The following is a 26,603-nucleotide window of genomic DNA, read 5'->3' as shown; positions in this document are numbered from 1 at the left end:
CGCCTGCCTCAGCGTGTTCACGCGTTGCGACGCCGCCATCCGCGCGCGTTCACTCGCTGCGACACCGCCTGTCTCAGCGCGCGTACACCGGTTCGCCCATCCACCAATTGCCGGGCGCGTCCGGGTCGGTGCTCGACCAGTACTCGACGATCGCGGCGACGAACTCCTCCTCAGTGAGGGTGCCGTCGCCGTCGAGGTCGAGGTGCTTGAACGCGGTGGCGATGTCCTCGTCGCTCAGGCCCGGGAAGTGGGAGCGGGAGAAGGACTTGAACTCCTCGCGGCTGACGTCTCCGGAGGCGTCGGCGTCGGCGATGGCGTGAAAGGTGCGGGCCAGTTGGCCGACAGTGGCCTCAGCCGCCTCCGGGTCCTCCGCGAGGGTGCGGGTCGAGGCCACGAACGTCGCCTTGTCGATCGCGTCGATGCCCTCGGGCAGGTGCGGGCGGTGCAGGCCGTTCCAGATGGCCAAGTAGGCGTTGATGATCCAGGACTCCTCGGGGGAGCCGGGCGCGTGCCCGAGTTCGGCGGCGGCCCGCTTGCCGAGCAGGACGTGGTCGTCCTCACTGAGCAGGCCGTCGCCGTCGGCGTCGAGGTGGTCGAAGCCGTGGGCGATCTTCGCGGTCAGCATGTCCTCGGTCATGTCACTCCATGGGTGCTCGGGGATCGGTCCGAAGCAGCATCGCAGTCCCGAGCGCCCGCAGCGGGTATCACGCGCCGGGCCGCGCCCCGCGAGCGGCGCGGCCGTCCCCCTCAGGGACGGCGGGTCACGTTCCCGCCGCTAGCCCTTGACGATCCGCAGGCCGGCCACGCCGCCGTCGACCGGGAGGCAGACGCCGGTGACGGCCCGGTTGGCCGGGTCGGCGAGGAACACGATGGCGGCGGCGACCTCCTCGGGCGAGACGAGCCGGCCCGTGGGCTGGCGCGCCTCGAGGCGGGCGCGCTCGGCGGCCGGGTCCTCGGCCTGGTCGAGGAGGCGCTGCACCCACGGGGTGTCGGCGGTGCCGGGGCTGACGCAGTTGACCCGGATGCCTTCGGCCACATGGTCGGCGGCCATCGCGAGGGTCAGGGAGTGCACGGCCCCCTTCGACGCCGAGTACAGCGCGCGCTTGACGAGCCCGGCCGTGGCGGCGATCGAGGAGGTGTTGACGATCGCCGGGGACGGCGACTCGCGCAGGTGCGGCAGGCAGGCGCGGGAGAGGCGCACCATGCCCATGAGGTTCACGTCCAGGACCCGGAACCACTGCTTGTCGGAGTTCTCCTCGACGGTGCCGACCGCGCCGATCCCGGCGTTGTTGACGAGCACGTCGACCCCGCCGAAGCGCTCGACGACGGCCGCGACCGCTTGGCGCACTTGGTAGTCGTCGGCCACGTCGCAGGTGCGGGACCAGTGGTCGGGGCTGGGGTTGACGTCGAGGACCGCCACGTTCGCGCCGCGCTCGGCGAACGCGGCCGCGGCGGCCGCGCCGATGCCGGAGGCGCCGCCGGAGACCGCCACGGTGAGGCCTTCGAATCCGCTCATGCGTCTGCTCTCCATTCAGGACCGTTCGGGTAGGCGAAGCGATGGAGGCTCTCCCGCTTCATCTCGGCGGAGAACCCGGGGGCGGTCGGGGCCAGGTAGCGGCCGTCCGCGATGACCGCGGGCGCCGCGAAGTGCTCGTGCAGGTGGTCGACGTACTCGATGACGCGGTCCTCCATGGAGGCGCTCACCGAGGTGTAGTCGAACATCGAGAGGTGGCAGACGAGTTCGCACAGGCCCACGCCGCCGGCGTGCGGGCATACCGGGGTCCCGAACTTGGCGGCGAGGAGGAGGACGGCGAGGTTCTCGTTGACGCCGGCCACGCGGGCGGCGTCGAGTTGCAGGAAGTCGATCGCGCCGGCCTGGAGGAGCTGCTTGAACATGACGCGGTTGTGCACGTGCTCGCCGGTGGCGATCTTGACGGGCGCGAGGCGCTCGCGGATCGCGGCGTGGCCGAGGACGTCGTCGGGGCTGGTGGGCTCCTCGACCCACCACGGGTCGAACTCGGCGAGGGCCTTGACCCACTCCACGGCCTGGTCGACGTCCCAGCGCTGGTTCGCGTCGACGGCGATGCGGATGTGCGGGCCGACGGCGGCGCGGGCGGCGGCGAAGCGGCGCCGGTCGTCCTCGAGGTCGGCGCCGACCTTCAGCTTGATCTGCCGGTAGCCCTGGGCGACCGCTTTGCGGGCGAGGCGCACGACCTTCTCGTCCGAGTACCCGAGCCAGCCCGGGGAGGTGGTGTAGGCGGGGTAGCCGTGCCGCTCGACCTCGGCGACGCGCTCGGCCTTGCCGGGTTCGGCGGCGCGCAGGATCTCCAGGGCCGCTTCGGGAGTGAGGGCGTCGGAGAGGTAGCGCCAGTCGACGCAGGAGACGACCTCCTCGGGGGTGAGCGAGGAGAGGTACTTCCACAGCGGCAGGCCGGCGCGGCGGGAGGCGAGGTCCCAGGCGGCGTTGACCAGGGCCGCGGCCGCGAGGTGCATGACGCCCTTCTCGGGGCCGAGCCAGCGGATCTGGGAGTCGCGGGTGAGGCGCAGGTAGAGGTCGCCGAGGTCGGCGGGGGTGTGGACGTCGAAGCCGACGACCCATTCGCTGAGCGTCTCGATCGCGGCGCAGCACAGGTCGTTGCCGCGTCCGATGGTGAAGGTGAACCCGTGGCCCTCGCGGCCGTCGTCGGCGTGGAGGACCACGTAGGCGGCGGAGTAGTCGGGGTCGGGGTTCATCGCGTCCGAGCCGTCGAGGCTGCGCGAGGTGGGGAAGCGGACGTCGACCACGTCCACGGCGGTGATGGTCACCGCGCACCCCGGTCGGTGTCGGGATGCGCGTCGGGGCCGCTCACGCCTGCACCGTCGGATTCTTCGTGGCGCCCAGGCCCTCGATGCCGACCTCGACCGTGTCGCCGGCCTTGAGGTAGGGGAAGCGGCCGGAGAGGGCGACGCCCTCGGGGGTGCCGGTGAGGAGCAGGTCGCCGGCGTCGAAGGCCATGAACTGCGACATGTGGTGGATGATCTGCGCGACCGAGAAGATCATGTCCTTCGAAGTCGAATCCTGGCGCGGCTCGCCGTTCACCTTGGACCACAGGCGGAGTCCCTGGACGTCGTCGATCTCGTCGGGGGTGACGAGCCAGGGGCCGAGCGGGGTGAAGGTGGGGCAGGCCTTGCCCTTGGAGAACTGGCCGCCGGAGCGCTCGATCTGGAACTCGCGCTCGGAGAGGTCGTTGGCGACGACGAACCCGGCGATCACGTCGAGGGCCGCCTCCTCGGACTCCAGATAGGACGCGGGCTTGGCGAAGACGACGCCGAGCTCGACCTCCCAGTCGGTGCGGGTGGAGCCGCGGGGGATCTGGACGTCGTCGTGCGGGCCCACGATCGTGTTGGGGTGCTTGTAGAACACGACCGGCTCGGCGGGCGGCTCGGCGCCGGACTCGGCGCAGTGCGCGGCGTAGTTCATGCCGATGCACACGATCGCGTTCGGCTTGGCGATCGGCGGGGCGATCCGCTCGCCCGCGATGTCGATCTCGGGGAACCCGGCGGTGGTCCTGACGCCGCCGCGGGCGAGGAAGTCGCCGTCGATGTCGCCGATGGGACCGGAGAGGTCGTAGTACTTGCCCTCGTGGAGCGCCACGGGGGTCTCGTAGCCGGGCTGTCCGATGCGGAGGTACTTCATTGCGCTCCTAGCTGGTAGACGCGGGCGGCCGTGCCGCCGAGGATGTCGGGGTCGGGGCGGCCGAGGACCTCGGTGAGGGCGTCCTTGACCTGCGTGTAGGTGGCGGCGAGTTCGCAGACGGGCCAGTCGGAGCCGAACATGAGGCGGTCGGGGCCGAACAGTTCGAGCGCGGCCTGCACGAACGGGCGCAGGTCGGCGGGCTGCCAGCGCTCCCAGTCGGCCTCGGTGACGAGCCCGGAGAGCTTCGCGACCGCGTTGGGGCGCTTGGCGAGCGGGGTGACGGCCTCGCGCCAGGCGCGGAGTCCGGCGTCCCCGTCGCGCACCTGGGGCTTGCCGAGGTGGTCGAGGACGAAGGTGAGCTCGGGGACGGCGGCGGCCGCTTCGGCGGCGGCGGCGAGCTGGTCGACGCGGACGACGAGGTCGAAGGTGGGCACGTGCTGGCTCACGGTCTTCAGGGCCTGGACGACCTCGGGCCGGGCGAGGAACCCGGGGTCGGGGCGGCCCTGGACCTGGTCGCGCACGCCCACGAGGTAGCGGGCGCGGGGGTGGTTCGCGTAGCGGGCCAGGGTGGCGCCGAGTCCGGGGTCGGTGAGGTCGGCGAAGCCGACGACGCCGGCGATCTCGTCGGTGGCGCCCGCGAGGTGCAGGAACTCGACGGTCTCGGAGGGGTGGCCCCAGTCGGCCTCGACCAGGACGGTGCGGTCGACGCCGGCGGCCTTGAGGTTGGCGCGCAGGTCGGCCACGCCGTAGTCGCGCCGGATGGGCGCGAACTCGGGCTTGCTTGCGAGCCACGGGTAGTCGGAAGTCCAGACGTGGTGGTGCGCATCGATGACGAGCGGGGTCGTCATGGGACGGGTGCCTCCTCGGCCAGCAGTCCGGCGCGCTTGAGGTCGTGCCACAGCGCGCCCGGGATGGGATAGGCGTACATCGCGAGGGCGTCGTCGACCTCTTCGGGGTTGCGCGCGCCGACGAGGATCGACGCGACCGCGGGGTGGGCGGCGGTGAACTGGAGCGCGGCGGCGCGCAGGGGGGTGTCGTGGCGCTCGCAGACGGCCGCGATCGCCTGAGCCTTGGCGACCATGCGGGGGTCGGCGGCGGCGTAGTTGAAGGTGGCGCCGGGTTTGGGGTCGGCGAGGATGCCGGAGTTGAAGACGCCGGCGGCGATGACCGAGACGCCGCGTTCGCGGCAGAGGGGGTAGAGGCGGTCGAGCGCGGACTGGTCGAGGAGGGTGTAGCGGCCGGCGATGAGGGCGGTGTCGAAGTCGGCGCGCTCGATGAGGTCGGCGGCGGCGTCGGTGGAGTTCATGCCGATGCCGATCGCGCCGATGCGCCCGCCGGCCTTGAGTTCGGCGAGGGCGCGGTAGGTGCCTTCGAGGGCGGCGTCCCGGTGGTCGTCGGCGTCGTGGATGAGGCCGATCTCGACGCGGTCGGCGCCGAGGCGTTCGAGGGAGCCGTGGTAGGAGTCGTGGGCGGCGCGGTAGGAGAAGTCGAACTCGGCGCGCTTGCCGTTGGGCTCGGCCCACAGGTCCCACTGGCCCTCGTGGTCGACGAGGACGCGGCCGAGCTTGGTGGAGAGGGTGTAGTCGGCGCGGTCACGGGGGGCGAGGGCGTTGCCGAGCCGGGTCTCGGAGAGTCCGGCGCCGTAGTGGGGCGCGGTGTCGAAGTGGCGGATGCCGCCGGCCCACGCGGTGTCGACGGTGGCGGTCGCGGTCACCGGGTCGACGGGGGTGAAGAGCCCGCCGAGCGGGGCGCACCCGAGGCCGACGGCCGTGACGGTGACGTCGGTGGAACCCAGCCGCCGAACCGGCAGCGCGGACTGGTGAGCGCTCACGGGGTCTCCAATGACATATGGGGGTGTTTCTCCGGGTTGGTCCGCGTCCGGACGTCCCTCGGGACACTATCCTATAGGATTATCGGCATGACAGCGAGAGCTACCGGCGCCGGATCGCGAACTCCGGCGGAAGACGCGGCGGCCGGGAGGCGGCCGGGCGGTGAAGCCCGGGCGGCGGGGGGCGCGAAGCGCACGCTGGCCGACGACGCGTACGCGGAGCTGAAGGCGCGGATCATCCGCTCGGAGCTCGCGCCGGGGGCGAAGCTGAGCATCGACGGGATGGCGAAGGAGCTCGCGTTCTCGCAGACGCCGATCCGGGAGGCGTTGGCGCGCTTGGAGTCCGAGGGGCTGCTGGCGCGGCGGCCGTTGAGCGGGTACACGGTGGAGCCGCTGCTGTCGGCCGCGGAGTTCGCGGACCTGTTCGACCTGCGGATGATGCTGGAGCCGCTCGCGGCCCGGCGGGCGGCCGAGCGGGAGTCGGAGCTGGACGCGCGGGGGGCGGTCGCGGCGACGGGGTCGGCGGCGTTCGAGGAGGCGGCCGCGCTGCTGGACGCGGCGCGCACGCCGGAGCCGGGCGCGGACAAGCTCGCGTTCACCGAGGCGGACCGGCGGTTCCACGACACGGTGGCGGCGCTGAGCGGGAGCGTGCAGATCGCGCGCGCGATCCGGCGGCTCGACGCCCACCTGCATCTTCACCGGGCGTACATCGCGCCGGAGTCGATCGGGGAGACCGAGGCCGAGCACCTCGCGGTCGCGGAGGCTATCATTGCTCGGAAACCGCTTGCCGCTGAAACGGCGATGCGCCGCCACCTGGAACGATCCCGGGTCAGGCACGCCGCCGCCTTCACCGCCGCCAACGCCGAGGCCACCGCGAAACCCAAGCGCGCCAAGGCGAGCCGCTGACCCGATCCGGCCCTTGACCGAGGCCGGCCCGCGACGCGACCCGGCCGCACCCGGCCGCTCGCCGAGGCGACCACCGACTGCGGCCGGCGGCCCCGTTCCGGGGCCTGCCGACCGGGCGAGCGGGTACAACCGAACGACGACAACCGACGACACCGCCGACCGGGCACCGCCCGGGCGGCGCCGAAGAGAAGAGGTGACCGCGCGATGAAGCGCGTAGCGCTGTTCATCACCTGCGTCAACGACGCGCTCTTCCCCGAGACGCCCAAAGCGGTCGTCGCGATCCTCGAGCGGCTCGGCTACGAGGTCGACTTCCCCGCCGCGCAGACCTGCTGCGGCCAGATGCACGCCAACTCCGGCTACAAGCGGGACGCCGCGAGACTCGCCCGCTCCTTCGAGCAGGTCTTCGGCGGCTACGACGCGATCGTCACCCCCTCCGGCTCCTGCGCCGCCATGGCCCGCGATCAGTACCCCCACCTCACCGGTTCGGCGATCGGGCAGCGCGTGCACGAACTCTCCGAGTTCCTCATCGACGTCGCCGGCGTCGAGGACGTCGGCGCGCACTTCCCCCACACCGTCACCTACCACCCCACCTGCCACGGCACCCGCGCACTCGGCCTGGGCGACAAGCCCCTCCGGCTCCTGCGCGCCGTCGGCGGCATCGAACTCGTCGACCTTCCCGCCGCCGACCAGTGCTGCGGCTTCGGCGGCACCTTCGCGCTCAAGAACGCCGAGGTCTCCTCCGCGATGCTCGCCGACAAGTGCGCCAACGCCGCCGCCACCGGCGCCGAGTACCTCGCCGCCGCCGACAACTCGTGCCTCACCCACATCGGCGGCGGCGTCAACCGCCTCGAACGCACCGGCGCCGCCCGCGGCCCCCGCCCCATCCACTACGCCGAGATCCTCGCGAGCACCGCATGAGCACCGACATCGTCCCGGCCGCCTCCCTCATCCCCGCCGACGCGCCGTTCCCCAAGGCCGCCAAGGTCGCCCTCGGCATGCCGCAGCTGCGCGCCAACCTCGCCCACGCCACCGGCACCATCCGCGGCAAGCGCGCCAAGGTCGCCGCCGAACTCGACGACTGGGAGCAGCTGCGCGACACCGCCGCCGCGATCAAGGCGACCGTGCAGCGTCGCCTCCCCGAACTCGCCGTCGAGTTCGAGAAGCACGCCACCGCCGCCGGCGCCACCGTCCACTGGGCCCGCGACGCCAAGGAGGCCAACGAGATCGCCGCGCGGCTCGTGCGCGAGGCCGGCGCCGACGAGGTCGTCAAGGTCAAGTCGATGGCCACCCAGGAGATCGAGCTCAACGAGCACTTCGAAGCCCAGGGCCTCAAGGCGTTCGAGACCGACCTCGCCGAGCTCATCGTGCAGCTCGCCGAGGACCGGCCGAGCCACATCCTCGTGCCCGCGATCCACTACAACCGCACCCAGATCCGCGACATCTTCGACCAGCGGATGGGCGACGCCCCCGCCGGGCTCACCGACGACCCCGCCGCGCTGGCGGAGGCCGCGCGGCTGCACCTGCGGCGGCGGTTCCTGTCGGCGAAGGTCGCGGTCTCGGGGGCGAACTTCGCGGTGGCCGAGACCGGGTCGCTCGTCGTGGTCGAGTCGGAGGGCAACGGGCGCATGTGCCTGACGATGCCCGAGACGCTCATCAGCATCGTGGGAATCGAGAAGCTCCTGCCGTCCTTCGCGGACCTGGAGGTGTTCATGCAGCTGCTGCCGCGGTCCTCGACCGGGGAGCGGATGAACCCGTACACCTCGGTGTGGACCGGGGCGCGCGAGGGCGACGGGCCGCGGGACGTGCACGTGATCCTCCTCGACAACGGCCGCACGACCGTGCTCGCCGACGAGACCGGCCGCCAGGCGCTCTCGTGCATCCGCTGCTCGGCCTGCCTGAACGTGTGCCCGGTGTACGAGCGCACCGGTGGGCACGCGTACGGGCACGTCTACCCGGGGCCGATCGGCGCGATCCTGGCCCCGCAGCTGGAGCCGGGTCGGCACGACGACCTGCCGTACGCGTCGAGCCTGTGCGGGGCCTGCTACGAGGTGTGCCCCGTCAAGATCAACATCCCCGAGGTGCTGGTGCACCTGCGCCAGCAGGGCCCGCACGAGGCGGGGGAGCGGGCGGCGATGGGCGCGGCCGAGGCGGTCATGTCCCGCCCGCGCCTGTGGCGGGCCGCTCTGCGGGCGGCCCGGATCGGGTCGATGCCGTGGCGGCGCAAGGGCTTCCTGGGACGACTGCCGTTCCCGGGTTCGAAGTGGACGGTGAGCCGGGACCTGCCGGTGCCGCCGAAGGAGTCGTTCCGCGACTGGTGGAAGGAGCGCGAGCGATGAGCGCACGGCGCAGCGGACCGGCCGGCGCCCCGGGCGGAGGGCCGGGCAGCGCCCGCGACGAGATCCTGGCGAGGATGCGCACCGCGCTGGAGGGCGCCTCGCCCGCGCCGGCGGTGCCGCGCGAGTACCGGCGGGCCCTCGACGCCGGGACCGACGTCGTGGCGATGCTCGTGGACCGGCTCGTGGACTACAAGGCGAACGTGCACCGCGGCGCGGCCGCGATCGAGGACGCCCTCGCGGGCGCGCGGCGGGTGGCGGTCCCGGCGGACCTGCCGGCCGAGTGGCGGCGCGGCGGCGCGGAATTCGTGGAGGACCGCGGGCTGACGGTCGAGGAGCTCGACGGGGTCGACGCCGTGCTCACCGGTTGCGCTGCGGCCGTGGCGGTCTCGGGGACGATCATGCTCGACGCGGGCGAGGTCCAGGGCCGGCGCGCGCTCACGCTCGTGCCCGACCACCATGTGGTGGTGGTGCGCCGGGACCAGATCTGGGGCCACCTCGCCGAGGCGCTGCCGCACCTGGACCCGAGGGCCCCGCAGACCTGGATCTCGGGCCCGTCGGCGACGAGCGACATCGAGCTCCAGCGCGTCGAGGGCGTCCACGGCCCGCGCCGGCTCGACGTGGTGATCCTGGACTGAACCCGCGCCGCCCGGAGGGCGGGTGGGCGGGCTCCCCGTATTGCCATCCCGAACCCCCACCCTCCCTGGGGAAGAATAAGGTGCCATCCTCCCGCCCGGGTCCGACAAGAACGGCCCCCGAATGCCCACTTGTCACCCGATCAGGCGAGCGGAGGCGAGTGCCCCGCCGGTTCGCCGCCGAGCGCGGCGGTGGTGCGGCCGGTTCGGCCTAGCGGCCGATCGCGGGGCGGCGGGAGCGGCGCACGCGTTCGCGGCCGAGGAGCCAGAGGGCCTGGACGCCGTCGGTCCAGGTGATCTTCTTGCCCTCCTCGCGGCTGCGCGCGGTGTACGAGATCGGCACCTCGTAGGGCCGCACGCCCATCTTGAGGAGCTTCGCCGTCAGCTCGGCCTCCATCCCGAACCCGCCCGAGCGGATGTTCAGGTCGAGGTACATCTGGCGCGGCAGCAGCTTGTAGCAGGTCTCGAGGTCGGAGATGTACGAGTTGAACAGGATGTTCGCGGCAAGCGTGATCCCCTTGTTGCCCATCACGTACCAGAACGAATAGGCCGAGTGGGAGCCGAACGACCGCGAACCGTACACGACCTCGGCCTTGCCCTCCATGACCGGCACGAGCAGGCGGGGGAGGTCGGCGGCGTCGTACTCGCCGTCGGCGTCGAAGACCACGATGTGGTCCCCGTTGGCGGCCTTCGCGGCGGTGCGGATCGCGGCGCCCTTGCCGCGGTTGCGGTCGTGGCGGATCAGCCGGATCCGCGCATTGTCCTCAAAGGATTGAAGGACCTCCCAGGACCGGTCCCGCGAGCCGTCGTCGACCACGACGATCTCCGTCTCACCGGGGAAGTCCACCGCGAGCAGCTCTTTCAACGTCCCAGCTGCGAGGCGTTCCTCATTGAATACCGGGACGAGTACCGACAACAGCATCCGCTGCTCCATCCCCGCGCGTTCGAACACGATTGGATAACCATAACGCGAGCCCTCCGCAGCGCCGCCCGCCGGACCGGGTCGTGTTGAATAGAGCGGTGCTGCTCGTCCTGTGGCTCCTGGCCCTGCTCCCGGCGCTCGCCTACGCCCTGCGGCCCCGCGAAGGGGCGGTCCTCGCCCCCGCCCGCCTGGCCCTCATCCGCGCATCGATCCTGCTGGGCGCGTTCGCGATCGCCGTCGTCGAGGCCGCCTCGGCGTTCACCGCGCTCACCGCGGGCACCGTCGTCGCCGCCTGGATCGGCGCGACCCTCGCCACCGCCGCCGCGGTCGTCGTCAGGTGCGTCAAGGACGTCGACCCCGACGGGCTCCGCGTCCAGTCCCTCGACGTCCTCCGCGAGGAGCTGCGCTCCCGCCGCGGCGCCACCCGCCGCACCTGGAGGCGCACCAAGAGCGCCGCCGCCGCGGCCCCCGCCTGGCAGTGGGCCCTCGGCTGCGTCATCGCGATCCTCGCCGTCAGCGCCGCCGTCCTCGCCGTCGCCTCCTCCCCCAACAACTTCGACTCCCTGACCTACCACCTCCCGCGCATCGAGCACTGGGTCCAGCACGCCTCCGTCGCCGTCTACGCCACCGAGATCCACCGCCAGGTCGACCTCGGCCCCGGCGCCGAATACCTCCTCACCCACCTCCGGCTCGTCTCCGGCGGCGACGGCGCCTACAACCTCCTCCAGTACCTCGCCGGCGTCGGCGCGCTCCTCGCCGCCTCCCGCATCGCGGCCCAGCTCGGCGGCGGCCCCCTCGCCCAGCTCGCCACCGTCTTCCTCCTCGCCACCACCCCCGAGATCCTCCTCCAGGCCACCTCCACCCAGGTCGACCTCGTGAACGCCGCCTGGGTCGCCGCCCTCGCCACCGTCGTCCTCGACGAGTTCACCCGCCCGGGCGACGCCCACGGCGCCGCGCTCCGCGCCGCCGCCCCCGGCACCGACGCCCTCTACCTCGGGCTCGCCCTCGGCCTCATCGCCGTCACCAAGACCACCGGGCTCCTCGCCGCCGCCCCGCTCCTCCTCATCTGGGGCATCGGCCGGCTCGTGCGCGACGGCCAGCGCCGCCGCCCCTGCCTGTGCGGACGCAGCCCCGCCCGCTGCTCGCGCGCCGACGCCTCCCGCGCCTGGGCCTCCCGCGGCCGCACCGTCCTCGCCTCGCTCGCCGTCATCGCCCTCATGCTCGCCGTCGCCGGGCCCTTCCTCGCCCGCATGCAGGAGGCGTTCGGCAGTCCCCTCGGCCCGCCCATGCTCCGCGACTCCATCGGCGTCCAGACCGCCGACCCGCGCCTGCTCCTCGTCAACGCCCTGCACATCGCCCACACCGGGCTCGACACGCCGCTGTTCTTCCTCTCCGACGCCACCGCCGCCGCGATCAACGGCCTCGCGCACGCCCTCGGCGTCGACCCGGACGACCCGCGGATCACGTTCATGACCACCGAGTTCCCGGTGCCCGCCTGGTACCCCGACGAGGACCGGGCCGCGTTCCCCCTCACCGGCCTCGCCTCCCTCGCCGGCCTCGCCTGGTTCGCGGTCAAGGGCCCGGGGCTGCGCCGCGCCTACGCCGGGGCGCTCGCGTTCGCGTTCCTCGCCGTCGCCTGCACCGTCGCCTGGCAGCCGTGGATCAACCGGCTCGTCGTCTTCCTCGTCGTCCTCGGCGCCCCCGCCGCCGGGGTCCTCGCGGCCGCGCTCGTCAAGGGCATCGCCACCTCCGCGCGCGACAAGCGGCGCCGCCGCGCCGCGATCTCGGTGATCTCCGCGGTCGCCGTCCTCGCCTCGATCGCCGGGCTCCTCACCGTCGCGTACGGCTACCCGCGGCGGCTCACCGGCGCCTGGTCGGTCTTCAGCCTCACCGACATGGAGGAGCGGTTCGTGCGCCGCCTCGAATGGCTCCCCCAGTACGAGGCCGCCGCCGCTGCCGTGAACGCCGTCGAACCCGAGCACGTCGGCCTCGTGCAGAGCAACGACTCGTGGGAGTACCCGTGGTGGATCCTCCTGCCCGACGCCGACATCCACCCCCTCGCCTCCGTCGTCCCCGGTCGCCCCGGCGCCGACCCCGCCGACATGGACGCCATCGTCTGCGCCGAGGACCTCGACCAGTGCGCCGACCTCGTGCCGCCCGGCTGGGAGTACACCGAGCTCGGCACAGTGGCATACGCCGTGCCCCCCGAGCCTGAGTGACGGTCGCGGCCCAGGCCGGTTAGCCTGGGCGCATGCTGCTCAGCGATCGCGACATCCTCGACGCCGTCAAGTCGGGCCGGCTCGGCATCGACCCGTTCGACGAGGAGCTCGTGCAGCCCTCCAGCATCGACGTGCGCCTCGACCGCCGCTTCCGGGTCTTCAACAACCAGAAGTACACCCACATCGACCCCTCCCAGCAGCAGGACGAGCTCACCTCGCCCGTCGAGGTCGGCGGCGACGAGCCGTTCGTCCTCCACCCGAGCGAGTTCGTGCTCGCCTCCACGCTCGAGGTCATCACCCTCCCCGACGACCTCGCCGCGCGCCTCGAAGGCAAGTCCAGCCTCGGCCGCCTCGGCCTGCTCACCCACTCCACCGCCGGGTTCATCGACCCGGGCTTCTCCGGGCACGTCACGCTCGAGCTCTCCAACGTCGCGAACCTGCCGATCACGCTGTGGCCGGGCATGAAGATCGGGCAGCTGTGCCTCTTCGGGCTCTCCAGCCCCGCCGAGAAGCCGTACGGGCAGGGCGCGAACTTCTCCCGCTACCAGGACCAGCGCGGCCCCACGCCCTCGAAGTCGTGGATGCACTGGCGCACCTGGCCCACGTAGGGGACCGCGCGGCTCAGCGGCGGGCCTGCGCGCCCGGCTCACTGGGAACCGGGCAACCGGCCCAGCGGGAAACTCACGGTGAACCGGGCACCCGGGCTGTAAGGGATCAGCGCGGTCGGCCCACGGGCGAACCGGGCACCCGGCCCAGCGAGGGACAGCGACCGGCTCATCGGGAAACCCGGCCTGGGCGAGAAACCGGGCCCCGACCGGGCGAAACGCGGCCTTATTACACCAGTGTCGGCCGCCAATCGAGCGAATCGCCTGAACAAGGCCGCTATCCGGCTTACGGTCGGGGTATGAACTTCACGCAGAGCTTCCAGAACATGATGGACAGCGTCGTCGCGTTCGTGCCGCGTGCGCTGGCATTCCTCGCCATTCTCGTCATCGGTTGGTTCATCTCCAAGTGGATCGGCCGCCTCGTCGGGAAACTGCTCAACAAGGTCGGCCTCGACCGGGTCGGCGAACGCTCCGGGCTGCGCCGGTACACCGGCAAGTTCGAGCTGAGCGACCTGCTCGGCAAGGTCGTCTACTACATGCTGCTGCTGTTCACGTTGCAGCTCGCGTTCGGGGCGTTCGGGACCAACCCGGTGTCGACGCTGCTCAACCAGATCGTCGGCTGGCTGCCGATGCTGTTCGTCGCACTCGTCATCGTCGTGGTCGCCTTCGCGATCGCGAACGCGGTGTTCAACATCGTCTCGGGCACGCTCGAGAACACCAACTACGGGAAGACCGTGGCGCGCATCTGCCAGGTCGCGATCATCTTCTTCGGCGCGGTCGCCGCGTTCGGGCAGGTCGGCATCGCCACCACCGTGACGACGCCGATCATGTGGACCGTCCTCGCGATCATCGCGGGCGTCACGATCGTGGGCGTCGGCGGCGGGCTCGTCTCGCCGATGCGCGAGCGCTGGGAGCGGATGCTCTCGGGCGCCGAGGCCGAGGCCGGGCGCATGAAGGAGAACATGCAGGAGCCGCGCTCGAAGGACGCGACGTCGTCGATGTCGCAGACGTACACCTCGGAGCGGTACGGCGCCGCGACGAACACGCAGGTCCGCGAGCCTATGCCGCCCACCGGGGCGCCCGCGGCGGGCGCGCCCGCCATGGGGGAGACCGGCGCGATGGGCGAGGGCACCCAGGGCCGCATCGAACCGGAACGCTAGCGTCACGCCGGGAGTCCATGTGTCCGGTCTCCCGACCCGCGCTGCTCGACCGCAACGGCCGCGTCCCGTGCACGGGGGACGCGGCCGAAGCGCGTCCGGGGGACGGGTCCGCTGCTGACGGCCGCTCGGTGCGCCCGTCTCCGGGCCGGCACCCGTGCGCCGCGGGCGTTCGTCTCCGACCGGGCGCCCCCGCTGCCGCACACCCCCGTCGCGTCCTGGGGCGGTGGCCTCCCGGGAAAGTGGGCTTTTGCTCCATGCTCGCGGGAGTACGCCCGAGTAACCTCATCTGAGTGGAAAAGCAAACGGCAGATGCACGAGGCGGGTCCAAGCGACGCCGCGAGATCCTCGACGTCGCGGTCAAGCTGCTGGCCAAGCACGGCTACCACGGCGTCTCGATGGACGACATCGGCGCGGCCGCCTCCATCACCGGGCCGGCCCTCTACCACCATTTCAAGGGCGGCAAGGAGCAGATGCTCGCCGACGCCCTCATCCCCGTCTCCGAGCGCCTCCTCTCGGGCGGCCGCCACTGGGCGTCGGTGCACTCCGAGGACCCGCAGGCCGCGCTCGAAGCGCTCGTCGACTTCCATTTGGAGGTCGTCATCGACTCGCCCGAGATCGTCATCCTGCACCTCCACGAGCTCGACCGGCTGCCCGAGGAGCCGCGGCGGCAGGTGCGCAAGCTTCAGCGCGTCTACGTCGAGGAGTGGGTGGGCGTCCTGTGCCGGCTGCGGGACGGCCTCAAGCCGGAGCAGGCCCGCGTGCTCGCGCACGGCGCGTTCGGCCTCATGAACTCCACGCCGTACCTCTCCCTCGGCCAGGAGGTCAGCGCCGACGAGACCGCCGCCCTCCTCCGCGCCGCCGCCTTGAGAGCCCTCGACCCCGGCTGACCGACCCGCTCTCGGACCCGGCTCGGCCGCTCCGCGCCGCCCTGAGAGTCCTCGACCCCGGCTGACCGACCCGCTCTCGGACCCGGCTCGGCCGCTCCGCGCCGCCGCCCTGGCTCGACCCGCTCCCTGAATCGGCGGCCTGGCCGCCCGATCCGGCCGCCTCCCGGCCCGCCCCTCCCGCTCACTCGTCTGGGCGACAACGGGGCCTTCGGGGGCCGTTTCTGTCGGACCCGGGCGGGAGGATGGCACCTTATTCTTCCCCAGGGAGGGTGGGGGTTCGGGATGGCAATACGGGGAGCCCGCCCACCCGCCCTCCGGGCGGCGCAGGGCGTCCCGTCATTCGGGAGCGCGGGTTAGCATGGGCGGGTAAGCGGTCCAACGACGGACGGAGTCGGCGATGCATCAGCCCGAACGGGTCTCGCTCAGAGAGGTCGCCCCGCGCGACGGGCTCCAGAACGAGCCCCCCGTGCCCGCCGCCGACAAGATCCGCCTCATCGACGCGCTCGCGCGCACCGGCCTCTCCCGCATCGAAGCCGTCAGCTTCGTGAGCCCCAAGGCCGTCCCGCAGATGGCCGACGCCGCCGAGGTCTGGGCCGCCGTCGAGAAGCACCCCGGCATCCGTTACTCCGCGCTCGCCCCCAACCGCCGCGGCGTCGAGCGCGCCCTCGACGCCGGCTTCACCGCCGTCGAAGTCGTCGTCTCCGCCTCCGAGACCCACAACAAGGCCAACATCGGCCGCAGCGTCGCCGAATCCCTCGCCGAGCTCCCCGACATCTGCGCGCTCGCCAAGGAGCGCCTCGCCGCGATCGAGGTCATCATCGCCACCAGCTTCGGCTGCCCCTTCGAAGGCGACATCGCGCCCGCGAAGGTCGCCCGCATCGTCGAGGCCGCCCAGGAGGCCGGAGCCGGACGCGTGGCCTTCGGCGACACCACCGGCATGGGCACCCCCCGGCGCGTCACCGAACTCCTCGACGCCGTCCAGCCCTCGGCCGGCCCCGACCTGCCGATGCTCATGCACTTCCACGACACCCGCGGCACCGCCCTCGCGAACCTCCTCACCGCGCTCGACCGCGGCATCACCGAGTTCGACGCCAGCGTCGGCGGCATCGGCGGCTGCCCCTTCGCCCCCGGCGCCTCCGGCAACGTCGCCACCGAGGAAGTCGTGCACATGCTCCACGACATGGGCGTCGACACCGGCGTCGACCTCGACGCCCTCATCCGCACCGCCGAACTCGCGCAGGAGATCGTCGGCCGGCCCCTCGAATCCGGGGTCCTCCGCGCCGGACCCAGAACCAGCCTGACACCCCGGCCTTAAGCCCAGCTGAAGCCGCCTGAAGCTCCCTTCAGGAACCGGTCCGGCCGAAGCCCGCCGGACCGACCGCGGCCGGTGCGCCGCCCCACCGTCCCACCGCGCCGACACATCGCATCCCGCCGATGAACCCTTGCCGCCCAGGGCAAAGCGAAGGCCCTGGGGTCTCGAACCTCCCCAGGGCCTCCTTCGGACACCGCCACAGGACGGCCGGTGCCCGCGCCGGGTAAAACCTCCGAATACCCGGACGACTCATCGTGACATCGGAACCGCAAAGCGCGCACCGCACCCGGGCGAACCTCACGTCACAGTTCGCTAACACTAGGTGTCGCGCGGCACATGCTCGGCGAACTTCCACGCCGCCAGCACCGCCACCACCACCAAGAGCCCGAACACGCCCCGCCACCCGTACAGCGGCAGCGCCAGCAGCGCGAACACCCCCGCCGCGATCCCGACCAGCAGCGACGCCGCCGACAAGGCCACCGACGCCGAACCGTCCCCGACCTCCACCGCCGCCAGCACCCGGCCCGACACCGCCACCACGGCCCCCGCCGCGGCCCCCAGCAGCCCCGCCGCCGCCACCGCGAACAGGAAACCCGGCGCCAGCGCCACCGCCAGTGCCAACAACGCGACAGCGCCGGCGCCGACCGCACCCACCGCGCGAGCCCTCCCCAACGGGCCCGACCGCGGCACGGTGCTCACCGCAGCCGTGAAACCGATCGCGAAGGCGCCCAACGGCCACAGCCGCGAACCCGCCCCCGCCGCGAACCCCGCCGACACGTCGGCCGCGAGGAACGCCGTCACCGCCCCCGCCGCGAACGCCACGGCCTGCGCGAACGCCGCCCACAGCGCCGTCGCCCAGCGCCGGGGTGCAGGACGGCGCCCGGCAGTCGCCGCGGCGCCCTGGGTCTCCATCGAAACGGTCATGCCGACGACGCTAAGCGCGCGCCCGCCCCCGCGCCCCAGTCGAACGACCGGTCCCGGCGACCGGTCCCCCGGCCCGGTCATACCAGTCGTTCCACCAGGTCAGACCCGGCCCCGCCCACCCCAGTCGAATGACAGATGCAGCCCGCCCGGTCCCCTGGATACGCTGGAGACGTCCCCGGTCGTCCTGAGGATGGAGTCGCCGTGTCGCCTGCTTCCGGCCCCGCCCCGCAGTCCCTGCGCGAGACCCGGGACGACGCCGCCCCGGACTACGGCGAATCCCCGGCCCCCGCCCAGCGCGCCGTCCTCTACGGCCGCGACCGCGAACTCGACACCGTCCAAGCCCTCCTCGACGGCGCCCGCGTCGGCCACGGCGGCGCCCTCGTCGTCCGCGGCGAACCCGGCATCGGCAAGTCCGCCATCGTCGACGCCGTCATCCCCCGCGCCGCCGGCTTCACCGTCCTGCGCACCCTCGGCGTCGAAGCCGAGCACACCTGGTCCTACGCCGGACTCCAGATGCTGCTCCACCCCCTCCTCCACCGCCTCGACCGCCTCCCCGCCGCCCAGGCCGACGCCCTCCGCACCGCCCTCGGCATGGCCGACGGCACCGGCCGCGCCCACTCCCTCCAGGTCGGCCTCGCCCTCCTCAACCTCCTCGTGGACGCCTCCGCCAAGCAGCCCGTGTACGTCGTCATCGACGACGCCCACTGGCTCGACCGCGACTCCACGAACGCCCTCCTCTTCGCCGCCCGCCGCCTCTCCACCGAGTCCATCGGCATGGTCCTCGTCGTCCGCGACGGCTTCGCCCCCGACTTCCCCGCCCCCGGCATCCCCGAACTCACCCTCGGCCCCCTCGACCTCGACTCCTCCCAGGCCATCCTCGACATGCGCGCCGACGAGATCCCCTTCACCAGCCGCGACTGGATCCTGCGCATGGCCGAAGGCAACCCCCTGGCGCTCCTCGAGCTCCCCGCCGCCGACAACGAGGAGTCGCTGCTGCGCGCCGACACCTCCAACAGCCGCTACTCCACCACCTCGCGCATCAAGCAGGCGTTCACCGAGCGCATCATCGCCCTCCCCGAGTCGACGCGCACCATCATGCTGCTCGCCGCCGCCGAGGAGACCGGCGAGACCGCCGTCATCGCCGAAGCCGCCGCCCGCATGGGCTCCAGCCTCGCCGACCTCGAACCCGCCGAAGTGGACGACCTCCTCCGCTACCACCGCGGCCGCATCGAGTTCGTCCACCCCCTGATCCGCTCCACCGCATACCACTCCGCGCCGCGCGCCCGCCGCATCGAAGCCCACCGCGCGCTCTCCGAGGCGTTCGGCGACGACGACATCCGGGCCGCCCGACACCTCGCCGCCGCCACCACCGGCCTCGACGAGAAGGCCGCCGCCGCCCTCGAGGCCATCGCCTCCTACGAGGCCGAACGCGGCGGCTGCGTCGCCGAGATGGCCGCCCTCGAACGCGCCGCCAGCTTCACCCCCGACCACGAGCGACGCGCCCGCCGCCTCGTCGAGGCCGCCCAATGCGCTTACGCCGCAGGCATGACCGGCAAGGCCGTCGAACTCGCCGAGGCCGCCGAACGCCTCACCGACGACCACGTCCTCCTCGCCCGCACCGCCCTCATCCGCGCCACCGTCCTCTCCTGGGCCGGCCACTCCAAGGGCTTCGACGTCTGGATGGAGTCCGCCGAGCACTACGCCGCCACCGGCCACGAGAACACCGGCTACCCCCTCCTCCGCGGCGTCTGGAACGCTTGGGAGACAGGCGACTTCGCGAAGGTCAAGTACGCCTCCGGCCTCGCCTCCAAGTACGGCGGCTCCAACAACGCCTGGGTGCGCCGCCTCGCCCGCGCCGCCGCCGGCCTCAACCGCCAGCCCGACGACACCGCCGGCGAAGCCGTCGACGCCCTCCGCTCCCTCTACGACTACTACCAGCCCCTCCACGAGGACTTCCAGGCGTTCGACCAGGTCCTGGCCGCGCGCTGGCGGTTCCTCGCCGGGGACGTGCCGGCCGCGTACCAGGCGGCGTCGGAGCAGGTGCGCTGGTGCCGTGAGCGGGGCGCGATGAGCCCCCTGGTGCAGGCGCTCCTCGTGCAGGCCCAGACGCAGTTCCACTATGGACGGTACGCGGACGCGCAGGCGTCCGCGACGAGCGCGATCGAGCTCGCCCACGAGCAGAACGACCGCCGCGCCCTCATGCAGGGCCGCATCTGGGTGCTGCTGCCGATCGCGGCGATCCGCGGCGAGGAGCGGCGCTGCCGCGAACTCGTGGCGGCCGCGATCGAGGACGCCCCCGAGGACTCCGTGATCCCCGCCGACACGGCGCTCGGCCTGCTCGAACTCGGGCTGGGACGGTACGAGGCCGCGTTCGACCGGCTGCTGCGCATCGCCGAGGGCGTGACCCCGATGGAGGTCCTGACGCAGGTGCCGACCCTGGTCGAGGCCGCGTTCCGGGCCGGGCGGCTCGCCGAGGTCAAGGAGGCCTTCGACTGGTTCGCCGACTGGGCCGACGCGACCGGCCGCTCCTACTGGGAGGCGCTCGTCGAACGCTGCCGGGCGCTCATGGCGACCGAGGCCGAGGCCGGCACGCACTTCGCGCGGGCCGTGGAGCTGCACCGCGCCGACGACATCGACCCGTTCGAGCGGGCCCGCACCGAGCTCGTCTACGGCGAGTGGCTGCGCCGGGTGCGCCGCATCAACGAGGCCCGCGCCCACCTGCGCGAGGCCACCGAGGTCTTCGAGCGCCTGGGCGCGGTCCCGTGGACCCAGCGGGCCCAGGGGGAACTGCGCGCCGCGGGCGACTCGACCGCCGTCCAGGCCAAGCCCGACCTCGCCGAACTGCTGACCCCGCAGGAGCTCCAGGTCGTGCGCCTCGCCGCCGACGGCCTCACCAACCGCCAGATCGGCGAGCAGCTGTTCGTCAGCCCCCGCACGGTCGGCTACCACCTGTACAACGCCTACCCGAAGCTCGGCGTCTCCTCCCGCACGGAACTCGCCAAGCTCGACCTCTAAGCAGCGCAACGCGACCCGGCCCGCAGCGCGGACCGGGCCGCGTCGTTCACGCCGCCGGGGCCGGGGCCCGCCACGGGCGGGTCGTCGCCTGGAGCGCGGCGCCCGCGAGGAGCAGGAACGCCACCGTCCAGGCCGAGAGCCGGTAGCCGTCCACCGCCGTCGCGCCGAGGCCCCAGGCGAGCGCGGCCAGGACCGGGCCGAGCGAGGTGCCGATCGTGCGGGTCGTCGCCATGAACGCGCCCGCCGTCCCCGACTGCTCCGCGGGGGCCGACGACAGCAGGTAGGTGTTCATGGGGCTGTTGAAGATCCCGAACGCCGAGCCCAGCAGCCCGATCCGCACCCCGAGGTCGACCAGGCCCGTCGAGGCGTCCACGAACAGCAGCGGCACGATTCCCGCGATCACCAGGCCCGCGCCCGCCAGCGACACCCGGCCCGGCCCGAACCGGTCGGCGAGCCAGCCCGCGAGCGGCGTCATGAGCGCCACCCCGCCGATGAACGTGAGCATCACCGTCGACACCAGCTCCGGGCGCACCCGCTGCACGTCCGTGAGCAGGAACGGCAGCGAGAAGTTCAGCAGGCCCGTCACCCCCGACAGCAGCGTCAGGCTCAGCAGCGCCCCGGCCACCTGCGGCGACCGCAGCAGGCCCACCGTCGCCGCCGACGTCGGCTGCCGCACCCACACCGCCGCCAGCGCCGCGCTCGCCGCCAGCGCGCCCAGCGAGATCCACGGCGCCGTGTCGACGTACTCGAAGGCGAGCAGGAACGCGGCGATCGCGCCGCCCGAGGTGAGCGTGTCCACCAGCAGCGGCCGGTCCGGGCGCGGCAGCCCGGTCCCGTTGGAGGGCACCGAGACCGCCAGCCACGCCAGCGAGGCCGCGGCCATCGCCGCGAGCACCCAGAACAGGCCCTGCCATTCGAACGCGGCCATCACGAACCCGCCCGCGCCGACCATCCCCATGCCGCCCACCGTCATGAGCAGTGCGATCGCCGACATCGCCCGGCCGCGCTGCTGCGCCGACGCCGAGGTGACGATGATCCGGCCCGTCATCCCGAACAGGATCCCGCCGAGCAGGCCGGCGAACGCCCGCGCGGCCAGCAGGGTGCCGAACGAGGGCGCGAGCGCGGCCGCCACGGAGCCGACCAGCAAGGCGGCCATGGAGAACACGGACACGGCCCGCAGGTCGGCCCGGTCGGCGAGCCGGCCCGCCGCGATCGCCACCGCGCCCATGGGGAGGGCGTAGGCGAGGAGCACCCACGCCGTCGCCGCCTCGGTCACGGCGAACTCGGTGCGGATCGCGGGCAGCGCCACCGCGAGGCTCGACATGCCGCCCGCCACCACGAGCTGCGCGAATCCGACGGCGCCGATCGCCGCCCAATCGGTCCTGGTCGCGGCCTCAGGGGCCGCCGTCTCTGCAATCATGGCCGCCACGCTACGAACGGACCGACCGGGCCCGCATCCGTCGACCGACCGGCCGCCCCGACCGGTCGCCCGCCTCCTTCCGTCACCTGCGGATACAGTCGCCGCCCAGTCGGTCGACAGATGTCGCCCACGTCGGTCCGTCCGTACCTTCGGACCCGAACCGCACCGACTGCGAAGGAACCGAACATGAGCGACAAACTGCGTCTCGGCGTCATCATCGGCTCGACCCGCGAAGGCCGCTGGGCGCCCGCCCCCGCGAACTGGATCGCCGGGGTCGCCCGCGGGCACGGCGGCTTCGACGTCGACGTCATCGACCTGCTCGACGCCGACCTGCCCCAGCACCTCGCCGAGCACGACATGTGGTCCACGGACGCCGACCGGTCCGCGCCCGTCGCGGCCCTCGCCGAGCGCCTCGACCGCGCCGACGCGTTCGTGGTCGTCTCGGGCGAGTACAACATGTCGATCCCGGCGTCCCTCAAGCACGCGATCGACTACTACATGAACGAGTGGGCCGCGAAGCCCGTCGCGATGATCACCTACGGCGGCAAGCTCTCCGGCGGCCAGAACGCGGCCCAGCACCTGCGCCAGATCTTCCCCGAGCTGCGCACCCTGACGATCCGCAACTCGATCTCGTTCCCGCGCTTCTACCAGCACTTCGACGAGCGCGGCGAGTTCACCAAGTTCGAGGAGAACGAGCCGGCCGCGAAGACGCTCCTCGACGAGCTCCACTGGTGGGGCCGGGCCCTCGCGAACGCGCGCGCCGCGAGCCCCATGCCGAGCCCGTTCTAGCCGGGCGCGGGCCGGCCCCAGCCGGCCGGGCCGGATCCGGGGCGAACCGGACGGGCGGCGGTACCGTTGGAGCCGTGCTGTACGGACGCGACACGGAGACCGCCGCCCTCGCCGACCGCCTCGCCCGCGCCCGCGAGGGCCGCGGGTCGGCGCTCGTGGTGCGCGGCGAGGCCGGCATCGGCAAGTCGAGCCTGGTGGCGGCGGCCGCCGAGACCGCCGCGGACTTCACCGTGCTGCGCTGCACCGGCGTCGAATCCGAGCACTCCTGGTCCTTCGCGGGCCTCCAGGCGCTCCTGCTGCCGCTCGCCGGGCACCTCGAGGCCGTCCCCGAGCACCACGCGTGCGTCCTCTCCCGCACCCTCGGCCTCTCGCCCGCGCCCGACAAGGCCGCGCCCCCCGGCGACCTGCGCTTCACCGTCGGCCTCGCGGCCCTGAGCCTCCTCGGCGCCGCGGCCGCGAAGCGCCCCGTGCTGTGCATCGTGGACGACGCCCACTGGCTCGACCCCGACTCCGCGGCCGTCCTCCTCTTCATCGCGAAGCGCCTCACCGCCGAGCCCGTCGCGATGCTCCTCACCGTGCGGGAGGGCTACGCGCCCCCGTTCCCCACCCCCGGCCTCGACGAGATGCCGCTGGGGCCCTTGGACGACGCCGCCGCCGGGGCGCTCCTCTCCGACCGGCTCGGCACCCTCCCGCTCGACGCGCGCGGCCGCGTCCTCCGCTCCGCCGAGGGCAACCCGCTCGCCCTCCTCGAACTCCCCGCCGCCGAGGCCGAGACCCGCCTCGCCGCCGACTGGACCGGCGCCCGCTCCACCACCACCCGCCTCAAGCAGGTCTTCGGCGACCGCATCGGCGGCCTCCCCGAGACCACCCGCACCCTCCTGCTGCTCATCGCCGCCGACGACACCGCCGACACCGCGCTCGTCCTCGACGCCGCCGCCAAACTCGGCGCCCAGCTCACCGACCTCGCCCCCGCCGAGGCCGACGACCTCGTGCGCTTCCAGGGCGGCCGCTTCACGTTCGGCCACCCCCTCATCCGGTCCGCCGCCTACCAGGGCGCGCCCGTGTACCGGCGGCTCGAAGCGCACCGCGTCCTCGCCGACGTCATGGAACCGGACGACCACCGCCGGCCCTTCCACCTCGCCGCGGCCGCCACCGGCCCCGACGAGGCCATCGCCGCCGCCCTCGAAGCCTCCGCGGAATGCGCCTCCACCTGCGGCGGCCTCGGCGTCGAGTACGCGACCTTCGAACGCGCCGCCGCCTTCACCCCCGAAGGCCCCGAACGCGGCCGCCGCCTCCTCCGCGCCGCCGAAGCCGCCGCCGCGGCCGGCCACGGCCCCAAGGCGTGGGAGCTCTACGGCCACATCACACGGTCCACAGAGGACCGCGCGATCCTGGCCCGCGCCACCCTCGTCGCCGCCGGCGTCGCCGCCTGGAACAACGACGTCCGCGGCTCCTACCGCCTCTACATGGAGGCCGCCGACCACTACACGGCCGCCCAGCCCGAGGCCGCCGGCTACCCGCTGTTCCGCGCCGTCGAACTCGCCTGGCAGACCGGGGACTTCTCCCGCGCCGAGGTCGCCGCCGAGCACGCCGAACGCCTCCGCATCGACCACTCGCCGTGGGTCAGGGACCTCGCCACCGCCACCGCCGGCCTCAACCGCTCCTGCGCCGTCTCGGTCGCCGACGGGGTCGCCGCGCTCCGCCGCCTCATCGACATCCACGTCGGCTTCGGCGACGCCGTCTCCGCCGAGGACCGCGCCATGGTCGCCTGGTGGCAGACCCTCCTCGGCGACATCGCCGCCGCCGAGCACACCGCCGCCACCGCCGTCCGCCTCGCCCGCCAGACCGGCGCCGCCGGCGCCCTCCCGCGCCTGCTCATGATGAACGCCGTCACCGAGTTCCACCGCGGCCGCTGGAAGGACGCCGAAGCGCTCGCCGAGAACCTCATCGACCTCGCCGTCGAGATCGGCCAGCTCATCGGCACCGTCAAGGCCCGCGCCTACGTCCTCGCCCCGATCGCGGCCCTCCGCGGCGACCGCGAACGCGTCGCCGAACTCGCCGACACCATGCGCGAACTCGCGCCCGCCGACACCGCCGTCAAGATCGACGTCGCCGAAGGGCTCCTCGACTTCTCCCTGGGCCGCAACGAGGAAGCGCTCGACCGCCTCATGGCCGGCTTCGACTCGACCGGGCCCGCCGACATCATCCAGTTCGTCCCCGACACCGTCGAGGCGGCCGTGCGCGCCGGCGAACCCGACCGGGTCACGGCCCTGTTCGCCTGGTACACGCAGTGGGCCGAGGCCACCGGCGAGACCCACTCCGCGGCGCTCGTCGCCCGCCTCCGCGGCCTCCTCGCCCCCGACGACGCCGCCGGCGCCCACTTCGAGCGCGCCGCCGAACTCCACCGCGACGCCGACGGCTTCCCGTTCGAGACCGCCCGCACCGACCTCCTCCTGGGCGAATGGCTCCGCCGCGCCCGCCGCGTCACGGAGGCGAAAAGCCGCCTGCGTTCGGCCGCAGCGGTGTTCGAACGCCTCGGCGCCGAGCCGTGGACCGAACGGGCCCGGCGCGAACTCCGCGCCGCGGGCGACGCCGGCCCCGTCGAGGCCGCCCCCGACCTCGCCGGGAGGCTCACTCCCCAAGAGCTCCAAGTGGTCCGCCTCGCCGCCGCGGGCCTGAGCAACCGCGAGATCGGCGAGCAGCTCTACCTCAGCCCCCGCACCGCCGGGTACCACCTGTACAAGGCGTACCCGAAGCTCGGCGTGGCCTCCCGCACCGAACTCGCCAAGCTGGGCCTGTAGACGCCGCTGCACCCGCGAAAATCCCGCCTGCATTGAGGACTGCGCGCGGGGCGCGCGCCTGGCATCCTGTTCTGAAGAGAAAGGCTGCCCATGCTCATCGCTTACGCCGTCATCGCCGTCGTGGCCGGACTCATCGCCACCTTCATCGCGGTACCGATCTCCATGAACCGCAAGCGGAAACAGCGCGGCGACGCGCGGGCGCACGGCGCGTTCGCGATCACGGCCGTCAGCGTGCTCACGGTCGCGTCGTTCGCGATCGCGGTGGTGTCCTACATGAACCAGGCGAGCACGGGCGTGTGGTCGGGCCTCGTCGCCTTCCTCGCGCTGTGGATCGCCTTGGTGGCCATGACCGCTCGCGGCCTCCCGGCCGCGCGGCCCGTGGTCTACGACGGCGCGGTCCCGTACGGCGTCACGCCCTCCCAGTCGGCCGGCCCGGAACCGGCCGGCCCGCGGCGCTCGTCACCGCTGGAGATCGCCGCCCAGATCGCCGGCATCCTCAGCCTGGTCGTCTCGATCGTCGCCCTGGTCCTGACCAAGTAGCGGTCCGGAAGGGCGCGCCCCTGCCGACGCGGAGCCGAGGCCGGCGGTCGCACGATGCGGCGCGCTGCTCGGCCGGAGTCCGTGCGGCTCGGCGAGACCGCCGGTGGCGATCCGGCCGGGCTCAGCAGCTGCCGCCACCGCCGTCGCCGCCGCCTCCGCCACCGGAGTCGCCGCCGCCACCCCAGCCGCCGCCCGAGTCACCGCCGACCCAACCCCAGCTCCAGCCGCTGGAAGAACTGGAGGTGGAAGAGGAGGAGGTGCCGGAGGAGCTGGAAGCGGTGGAGCCCGAATCGCAGTCGGCGCCGGAGCCGCTCTGGGAGGAGCCGCCGTCACCGACGTAGGTCGCGGTGTAGGCGCCGCCGCCGTCGTAGGTCGAGCGGTCCCGCTTGGGCGACTTGTCCTTGCGGGCCTTCGCGTTCCCGAAGAGGATCGCGATGAACAGCACGATGACCGCGATCGCGCCGACCACCAGGAAGCCGTTGAACTGTGAACCGCTCATGCACCGAGTGTAAGAACCGCCGTCCACAGGGCAGGGTCCGAGCCGCGCAGGCCCCAGGGGTGGGCCCCCGGTTGTCAAAGGTGCCAGAGGGGTCCGACAATCCCGCGAGGCCGGGCCGGCGATCCCGCGTGG

23 protein-coding genes are annotated in these 26,603 nt (G+C 73.2%); 13 read left to right on the top strand and 10 right to left on the bottom strand.

Features of this window, described 5'->3' with window-relative positions; translation table 11 throughout:
• Positions 1-73: 73 nt before the first annotated feature.
• From EIW28_RS13000 to EIW28_RS12975, 6 genes are all read right to left on the bottom strand, one after another.
• Positions 74-637, bottom strand: coding sequence for an EF-hand domain-containing protein (locus EIW28_RS13000; RefSeq protein ID WP_125248116.1), 564 nt, complete (start codon positions 635-637; stop codon positions 74-76).
• A gap of 138 nt (positions 638-775) precedes the next feature.
• Complete coding sequence (locus tag EIW28_RS12995) at positions 776-1,516, bottom strand: SDR family NAD(P)-dependent oxidoreductase (RefSeq protein WP_125248115.1); 741 nt, start codon at positions 1,514-1,516, stop codon at positions 776-778.
• The gene (locus tag EIW28_RS12990) at positions 1,513-2,790 is read right to left on the bottom strand and encodes an enolase C-terminal domain-like protein (RefSeq protein ID WP_408612214.1); all 1,278 of its coding nucleotides are present in this window, start codon (positions 2,788-2,790) and stop codon (positions 1,513-1,515) included. Before EIW28_RS12990 ends, EIW28_RS12995 begins: the two co-directional genes overlap by 4 nt.
• A 55-nt stretch (positions 2,791-2,845) precedes the next feature.
• Positions 2,846-3,676 (bottom strand): fumarylacetoacetate hydrolase family protein, encoded by an 831-nt coding sequence (locus EIW28_RS12985; RefSeq protein WP_125248114.1) that lies wholly within the window; start codon positions 3,674-3,676, stop codon positions 2,846-2,848.
• On the bottom strand, positions 3,673-4,524 hold the full coding sequence (locus EIW28_RS12980; protein WP_125248113.1) for an amidohydrolase family protein: 852 nt from the start codon (positions 4,522-4,524) through the stop codon (positions 3,673-3,675). Before EIW28_RS12980 ends, EIW28_RS12985 begins: the two co-directional genes overlap by 4 nt.
• Complete coding sequence (locus EIW28_RS12975; RefSeq protein ID WP_197717231.1) at positions 4,521-5,507, bottom strand: aldo/keto reductase; 987 nt, start codon at positions 5,505-5,507, stop codon at positions 4,521-4,523. Before EIW28_RS12975 ends, EIW28_RS12980 begins: the two co-directional genes overlap by 4 nt.
• Positions 5,508-5,594: 87 nt before the next feature.
• On the opposite strand from EIW28_RS12975, the gene EIW28_RS12970 reads away from it, so the two are divergent.
• The 4 genes from EIW28_RS12970 to EIW28_RS12955 all read left to right on the top strand — a co-directional run bounded on the left by EIW28_RS12970 (position 5,595) and on the right by EIW28_RS12955 (position 9,381).
• Entirely contained in the window at positions 5,595-6,410 is an 816-nt protein-coding gene (locus EIW28_RS12970; RefSeq protein WP_125248112.1) for a GntR family transcriptional regulator, read from the top strand.
• A 204-nt stretch (positions 6,411-6,614) separates the two neighbouring features.
• Positions 6,615-7,328, top strand: a complete 714-nt coding sequence (locus EIW28_RS12965; protein WP_125248111.1) for a (Fe-S)-binding protein — start codon at positions 6,615-6,617, stop codon at positions 7,326-7,328.
• Positions 7,325-8,746 carry a LutB/LldF family L-lactate oxidation iron-sulfur protein gene (locus tag EIW28_RS12960; protein ID WP_125248110.1) on the top strand — a complete coding sequence of 474 codons (1,422 nt, stop codon included), beginning with the start codon at positions 7,325-7,327 and terminating at the stop codon, positions 8,744-8,746. The genes EIW28_RS12965 and EIW28_RS12960 overlap by 4 nt, the downstream gene beginning before the upstream one ends.
• Positions 8,743-9,381, top strand: a complete 639-nt coding sequence (locus tag EIW28_RS12955; RefSeq protein ID WP_125248109.1) for a LutC/YkgG family protein — start codon at positions 8,743-8,745, stop codon at positions 9,379-9,381. Before EIW28_RS12960 ends, EIW28_RS12955 begins: the two co-directional genes overlap by 4 nt.
• Positions 9,382-9,589: 208 nt before the next feature.
• Here EIW28_RS12955 and EIW28_RS12950 read toward each other — a convergent pair whose 3' ends face one another.
• A complete protein-coding gene (locus EIW28_RS12950; RefSeq protein WP_125248108.1) occupies positions 9,590-10,300 on the bottom strand; it encodes a glycosyltransferase family 2 protein in 711 nt (236 codons plus the stop codon).
• 98 nt (positions 10,301-10,398) lie between these two features.
• Between EIW28_RS12950 and EIW28_RS24005 the strand changes: the two genes are divergently transcribed.
• The 5 genes from EIW28_RS24005 (at position 10,399) to EIW28_RS12930 (ending at position 16,486) form a co-directional block, all read left to right on the top strand.
• A complete protein-coding gene (locus EIW28_RS24005; protein ID WP_148102612.1) occupies positions 10,399-12,519 on the top strand; it encodes a hypothetical protein in 2,121 nt (706 codons plus the stop codon).
• A gap of 32 nt (positions 12,520-12,551) precedes the next feature.
• A complete protein-coding gene (gene dcd, locus EIW28_RS12945) occupies positions 12,552-13,127 on the top strand; it encodes a dCTP deaminase (RefSeq protein ID WP_125248107.1) in 576 nt (191 codons plus the stop codon).
• A 296-nt stretch (positions 13,128-13,423) separates the two neighbouring features.
• A complete protein-coding gene (locus EIW28_RS12940) occupies positions 13,424-14,284 on the top strand; it encodes a mechanosensitive ion channel family protein (RefSeq protein WP_125248106.1) in 861 nt (286 codons plus the stop codon).
• A 290-nt stretch (positions 14,285-14,574) separates the two neighbouring features.
• Positions 14,575-15,171 carry a TetR/AcrR family transcriptional regulator gene (locus EIW28_RS12935; RefSeq protein WP_125248105.1) on the top strand — a complete coding sequence of 199 codons (597 nt, stop codon included), beginning with the start codon at positions 14,575-14,577 and terminating at the stop codon, positions 15,169-15,171.
• 397 nt (positions 15,172-15,568) lie between these two features.
• Complete coding sequence (locus tag EIW28_RS12930; protein WP_125248104.1) at positions 15,569-16,486, top strand: hydroxymethylglutaryl-CoA lyase; 918 nt, start codon at positions 15,569-15,571, stop codon at positions 16,484-16,486.
• Between the two features lie 315 nt (positions 16,487-16,801).
• Here the strand turns inward: EIW28_RS12930 and EIW28_RS12925 are convergent, their stop codons facing one another.
• Positions 16,802-17,407: a hypothetical protein gene (locus EIW28_RS12925; RefSeq protein ID WP_125248103.1), complete on the bottom strand. Its 606-nt coding sequence runs from the start codon at positions 17,405-17,407 to the stop codon at positions 16,802-16,804.
• A gap of 201 nt (positions 17,408-17,608) precedes the next feature.
• Here EIW28_RS12925 and EIW28_RS12920 point away from each other — a divergent pair, with 201 nt between their 5' ends.
• Positions 17,609-20,422, top strand: coding sequence for an ATP-binding protein (locus EIW28_RS12920; RefSeq protein WP_158630394.1), 2,814 nt, complete (start codon positions 17,609-17,611; stop codon positions 20,420-20,422).
• Between the two features lie 46 nt (positions 20,423-20,468).
• Here EIW28_RS12920 and EIW28_RS12915 read toward each other — a convergent pair whose 3' ends face one another.
• Positions 20,469-21,842, bottom strand: coding sequence for an MFS transporter (locus EIW28_RS12915; protein ID WP_125248101.1), 1,374 nt, complete (start codon positions 21,840-21,842; stop codon positions 20,469-20,471).
• A gap of 186 nt (positions 21,843-22,028) precedes the next feature.
• Between EIW28_RS12915 and EIW28_RS12910 the strand changes: the two genes are divergently transcribed.
• From EIW28_RS12910 to EIW28_RS12900, 3 genes are all read left to right on the top strand, one after another.
• Positions 22,029-22,631 carry an NADPH-dependent FMN reductase gene (locus EIW28_RS12910; protein WP_125248100.1) on the top strand — a complete coding sequence of 201 codons (603 nt, stop codon included), beginning with the start codon at positions 22,029-22,031 and terminating at the stop codon, positions 22,629-22,631.
• A gap of 74 nt (positions 22,632-22,705) precedes the next feature.
• Positions 22,706-25,432, top strand: coding sequence for a helix-turn-helix transcriptional regulator (locus EIW28_RS12905; protein WP_158630393.1), 2,727 nt, complete (start codon positions 22,706-22,708; stop codon positions 25,430-25,432).
• A gap of 90 nt (positions 25,433-25,522) precedes the next feature.
• Entirely contained in the window at positions 25,523-25,972 is a 450-nt protein-coding gene (locus EIW28_RS12900; protein ID WP_125248098.1) for a hypothetical protein, read from the top strand.
• A 121-nt stretch (positions 25,973-26,093) separates the two neighbouring features.
• Here EIW28_RS12900 and EIW28_RS12895 read toward each other — a convergent pair whose 3' ends face one another.
• A complete protein-coding gene (locus tag EIW28_RS12895) occupies positions 26,094-26,471 on the bottom strand; it encodes a hypothetical protein (protein ID WP_125248097.1) in 378 nt (125 codons plus the stop codon).
• Positions 26,472-26,603 lie beyond the last annotated feature (132 nt).

Origin of the sequence: Glycomyces terrestris (assembly GCF_003933745.1) — a bacterium.
Lineage (GTDB): Bacteria > Actinomycetota > Actinomycetes > Mycobacteriales > Micromonosporaceae > Glycomyces > Glycomyces terrestris.
This window is presented reverse-complemented; position numbering and strand designations above follow the sequence as displayed.

Excerpts from the sequence above, each read along its gene's own strand:
- EIW28_RS13000 (WP_125248116.1), bottom strand. The coding sequence starts at position 637 with ATGACCGAGGACATGCTGACCGCGAAGATCGCCCACGGCTTCGACCAC.
- EIW28_RS12995 (WP_125248115.1), bottom strand. The coding sequence starts at position 1,516 with ATGAGCGGATTCGAAGGCCTCACCGTGGCGGTCTCCGGCGGCGCCTCC.
- EIW28_RS12985 (WP_125248114.1), bottom strand. The coding sequence starts at position 3,676 with ATGAAGTACCTCCGCATCGGACAGCCCGGCTACGAGACCCCCGTGGCG.
- EIW28_RS12980 (WP_125248113.1), bottom strand. The coding sequence starts at position 4,524 with ATGACGACCCCGCTCGTCATCGATGCGCACCACCACGTCTGGACTTCC.
- EIW28_RS12970 (WP_125248112.1), top strand. The coding sequence starts at position 5,595 with ATGACAGCGAGAGCTACCGGCGCCGGATCGCGAACTCCGGCGGAAGAC.
- EIW28_RS12965 (WP_125248111.1), top strand. The coding sequence starts at position 6,615 with ATGAAGCGCGTAGCGCTGTTCATCACCTGCGTCAACGACGCGCTCTTC.
- EIW28_RS12960 (WP_125248110.1), top strand. The coding sequence starts at position 7,325 with ATGAGCACCGACATCGTCCCGGCCGCCTCCCTCATCCCCGCCGACGCG.
- EIW28_RS12955 (WP_125248109.1), top strand. The coding sequence starts at position 8,743 with ATGAGCGCACGGCGCAGCGGACCGGCCGGCGCCCCGGGCGGAGGGCCG.
- EIW28_RS12950 (WP_125248108.1), bottom strand. The coding sequence starts at position 10,300 with ATGCTGTTGTCGGTACTCGTCCCGGTATTCAATGAGGAACGCCTCGCA.
- dcd (WP_125248107.1), top strand. The coding sequence starts at position 12,552 with ATGCTGCTCAGCGATCGCGACATCCTCGACGCCGTCAAGTCGGGCCGG.
- EIW28_RS12940 (WP_125248106.1), top strand. The coding sequence starts at position 13,424 with ATGAACTTCACGCAGAGCTTCCAGAACATGATGGACAGCGTCGTCGCG.
- EIW28_RS12930 (WP_125248104.1), top strand. The coding sequence starts at position 15,569 with ATGCATCAGCCCGAACGGGTCTCGCTCAGAGAGGTCGCCCCGCGCGAC.
- EIW28_RS12925 (WP_125248103.1), bottom strand. The coding sequence starts at position 17,407 with ATGACCGTTTCGATGGAGACCCAGGGCGCCGCGGCGACTGCCGGGCGC.
- EIW28_RS12915 (WP_125248101.1), bottom strand. The coding sequence starts at position 21,842 with ATGATTGCAGAGACGGCGGCCCCTGAGGCCGCGACCAGGACCGATTGG.
- EIW28_RS12910 (WP_125248100.1), top strand. The coding sequence starts at position 22,029 with ATGAGCGACAAACTGCGTCTCGGCGTCATCATCGGCTCGACCCGCGAA.
- EIW28_RS12900 (WP_125248098.1), top strand. The coding sequence starts at position 25,523 with ATGCTCATCGCTTACGCCGTCATCGCCGTCGTGGCCGGACTCATCGCC.
- EIW28_RS12895 (WP_125248097.1), bottom strand. The coding sequence starts at position 26,471 with ATGAGCGGTTCACAGTTCAACGGCTTCCTGGTGGTCGGCGCGATCGCG.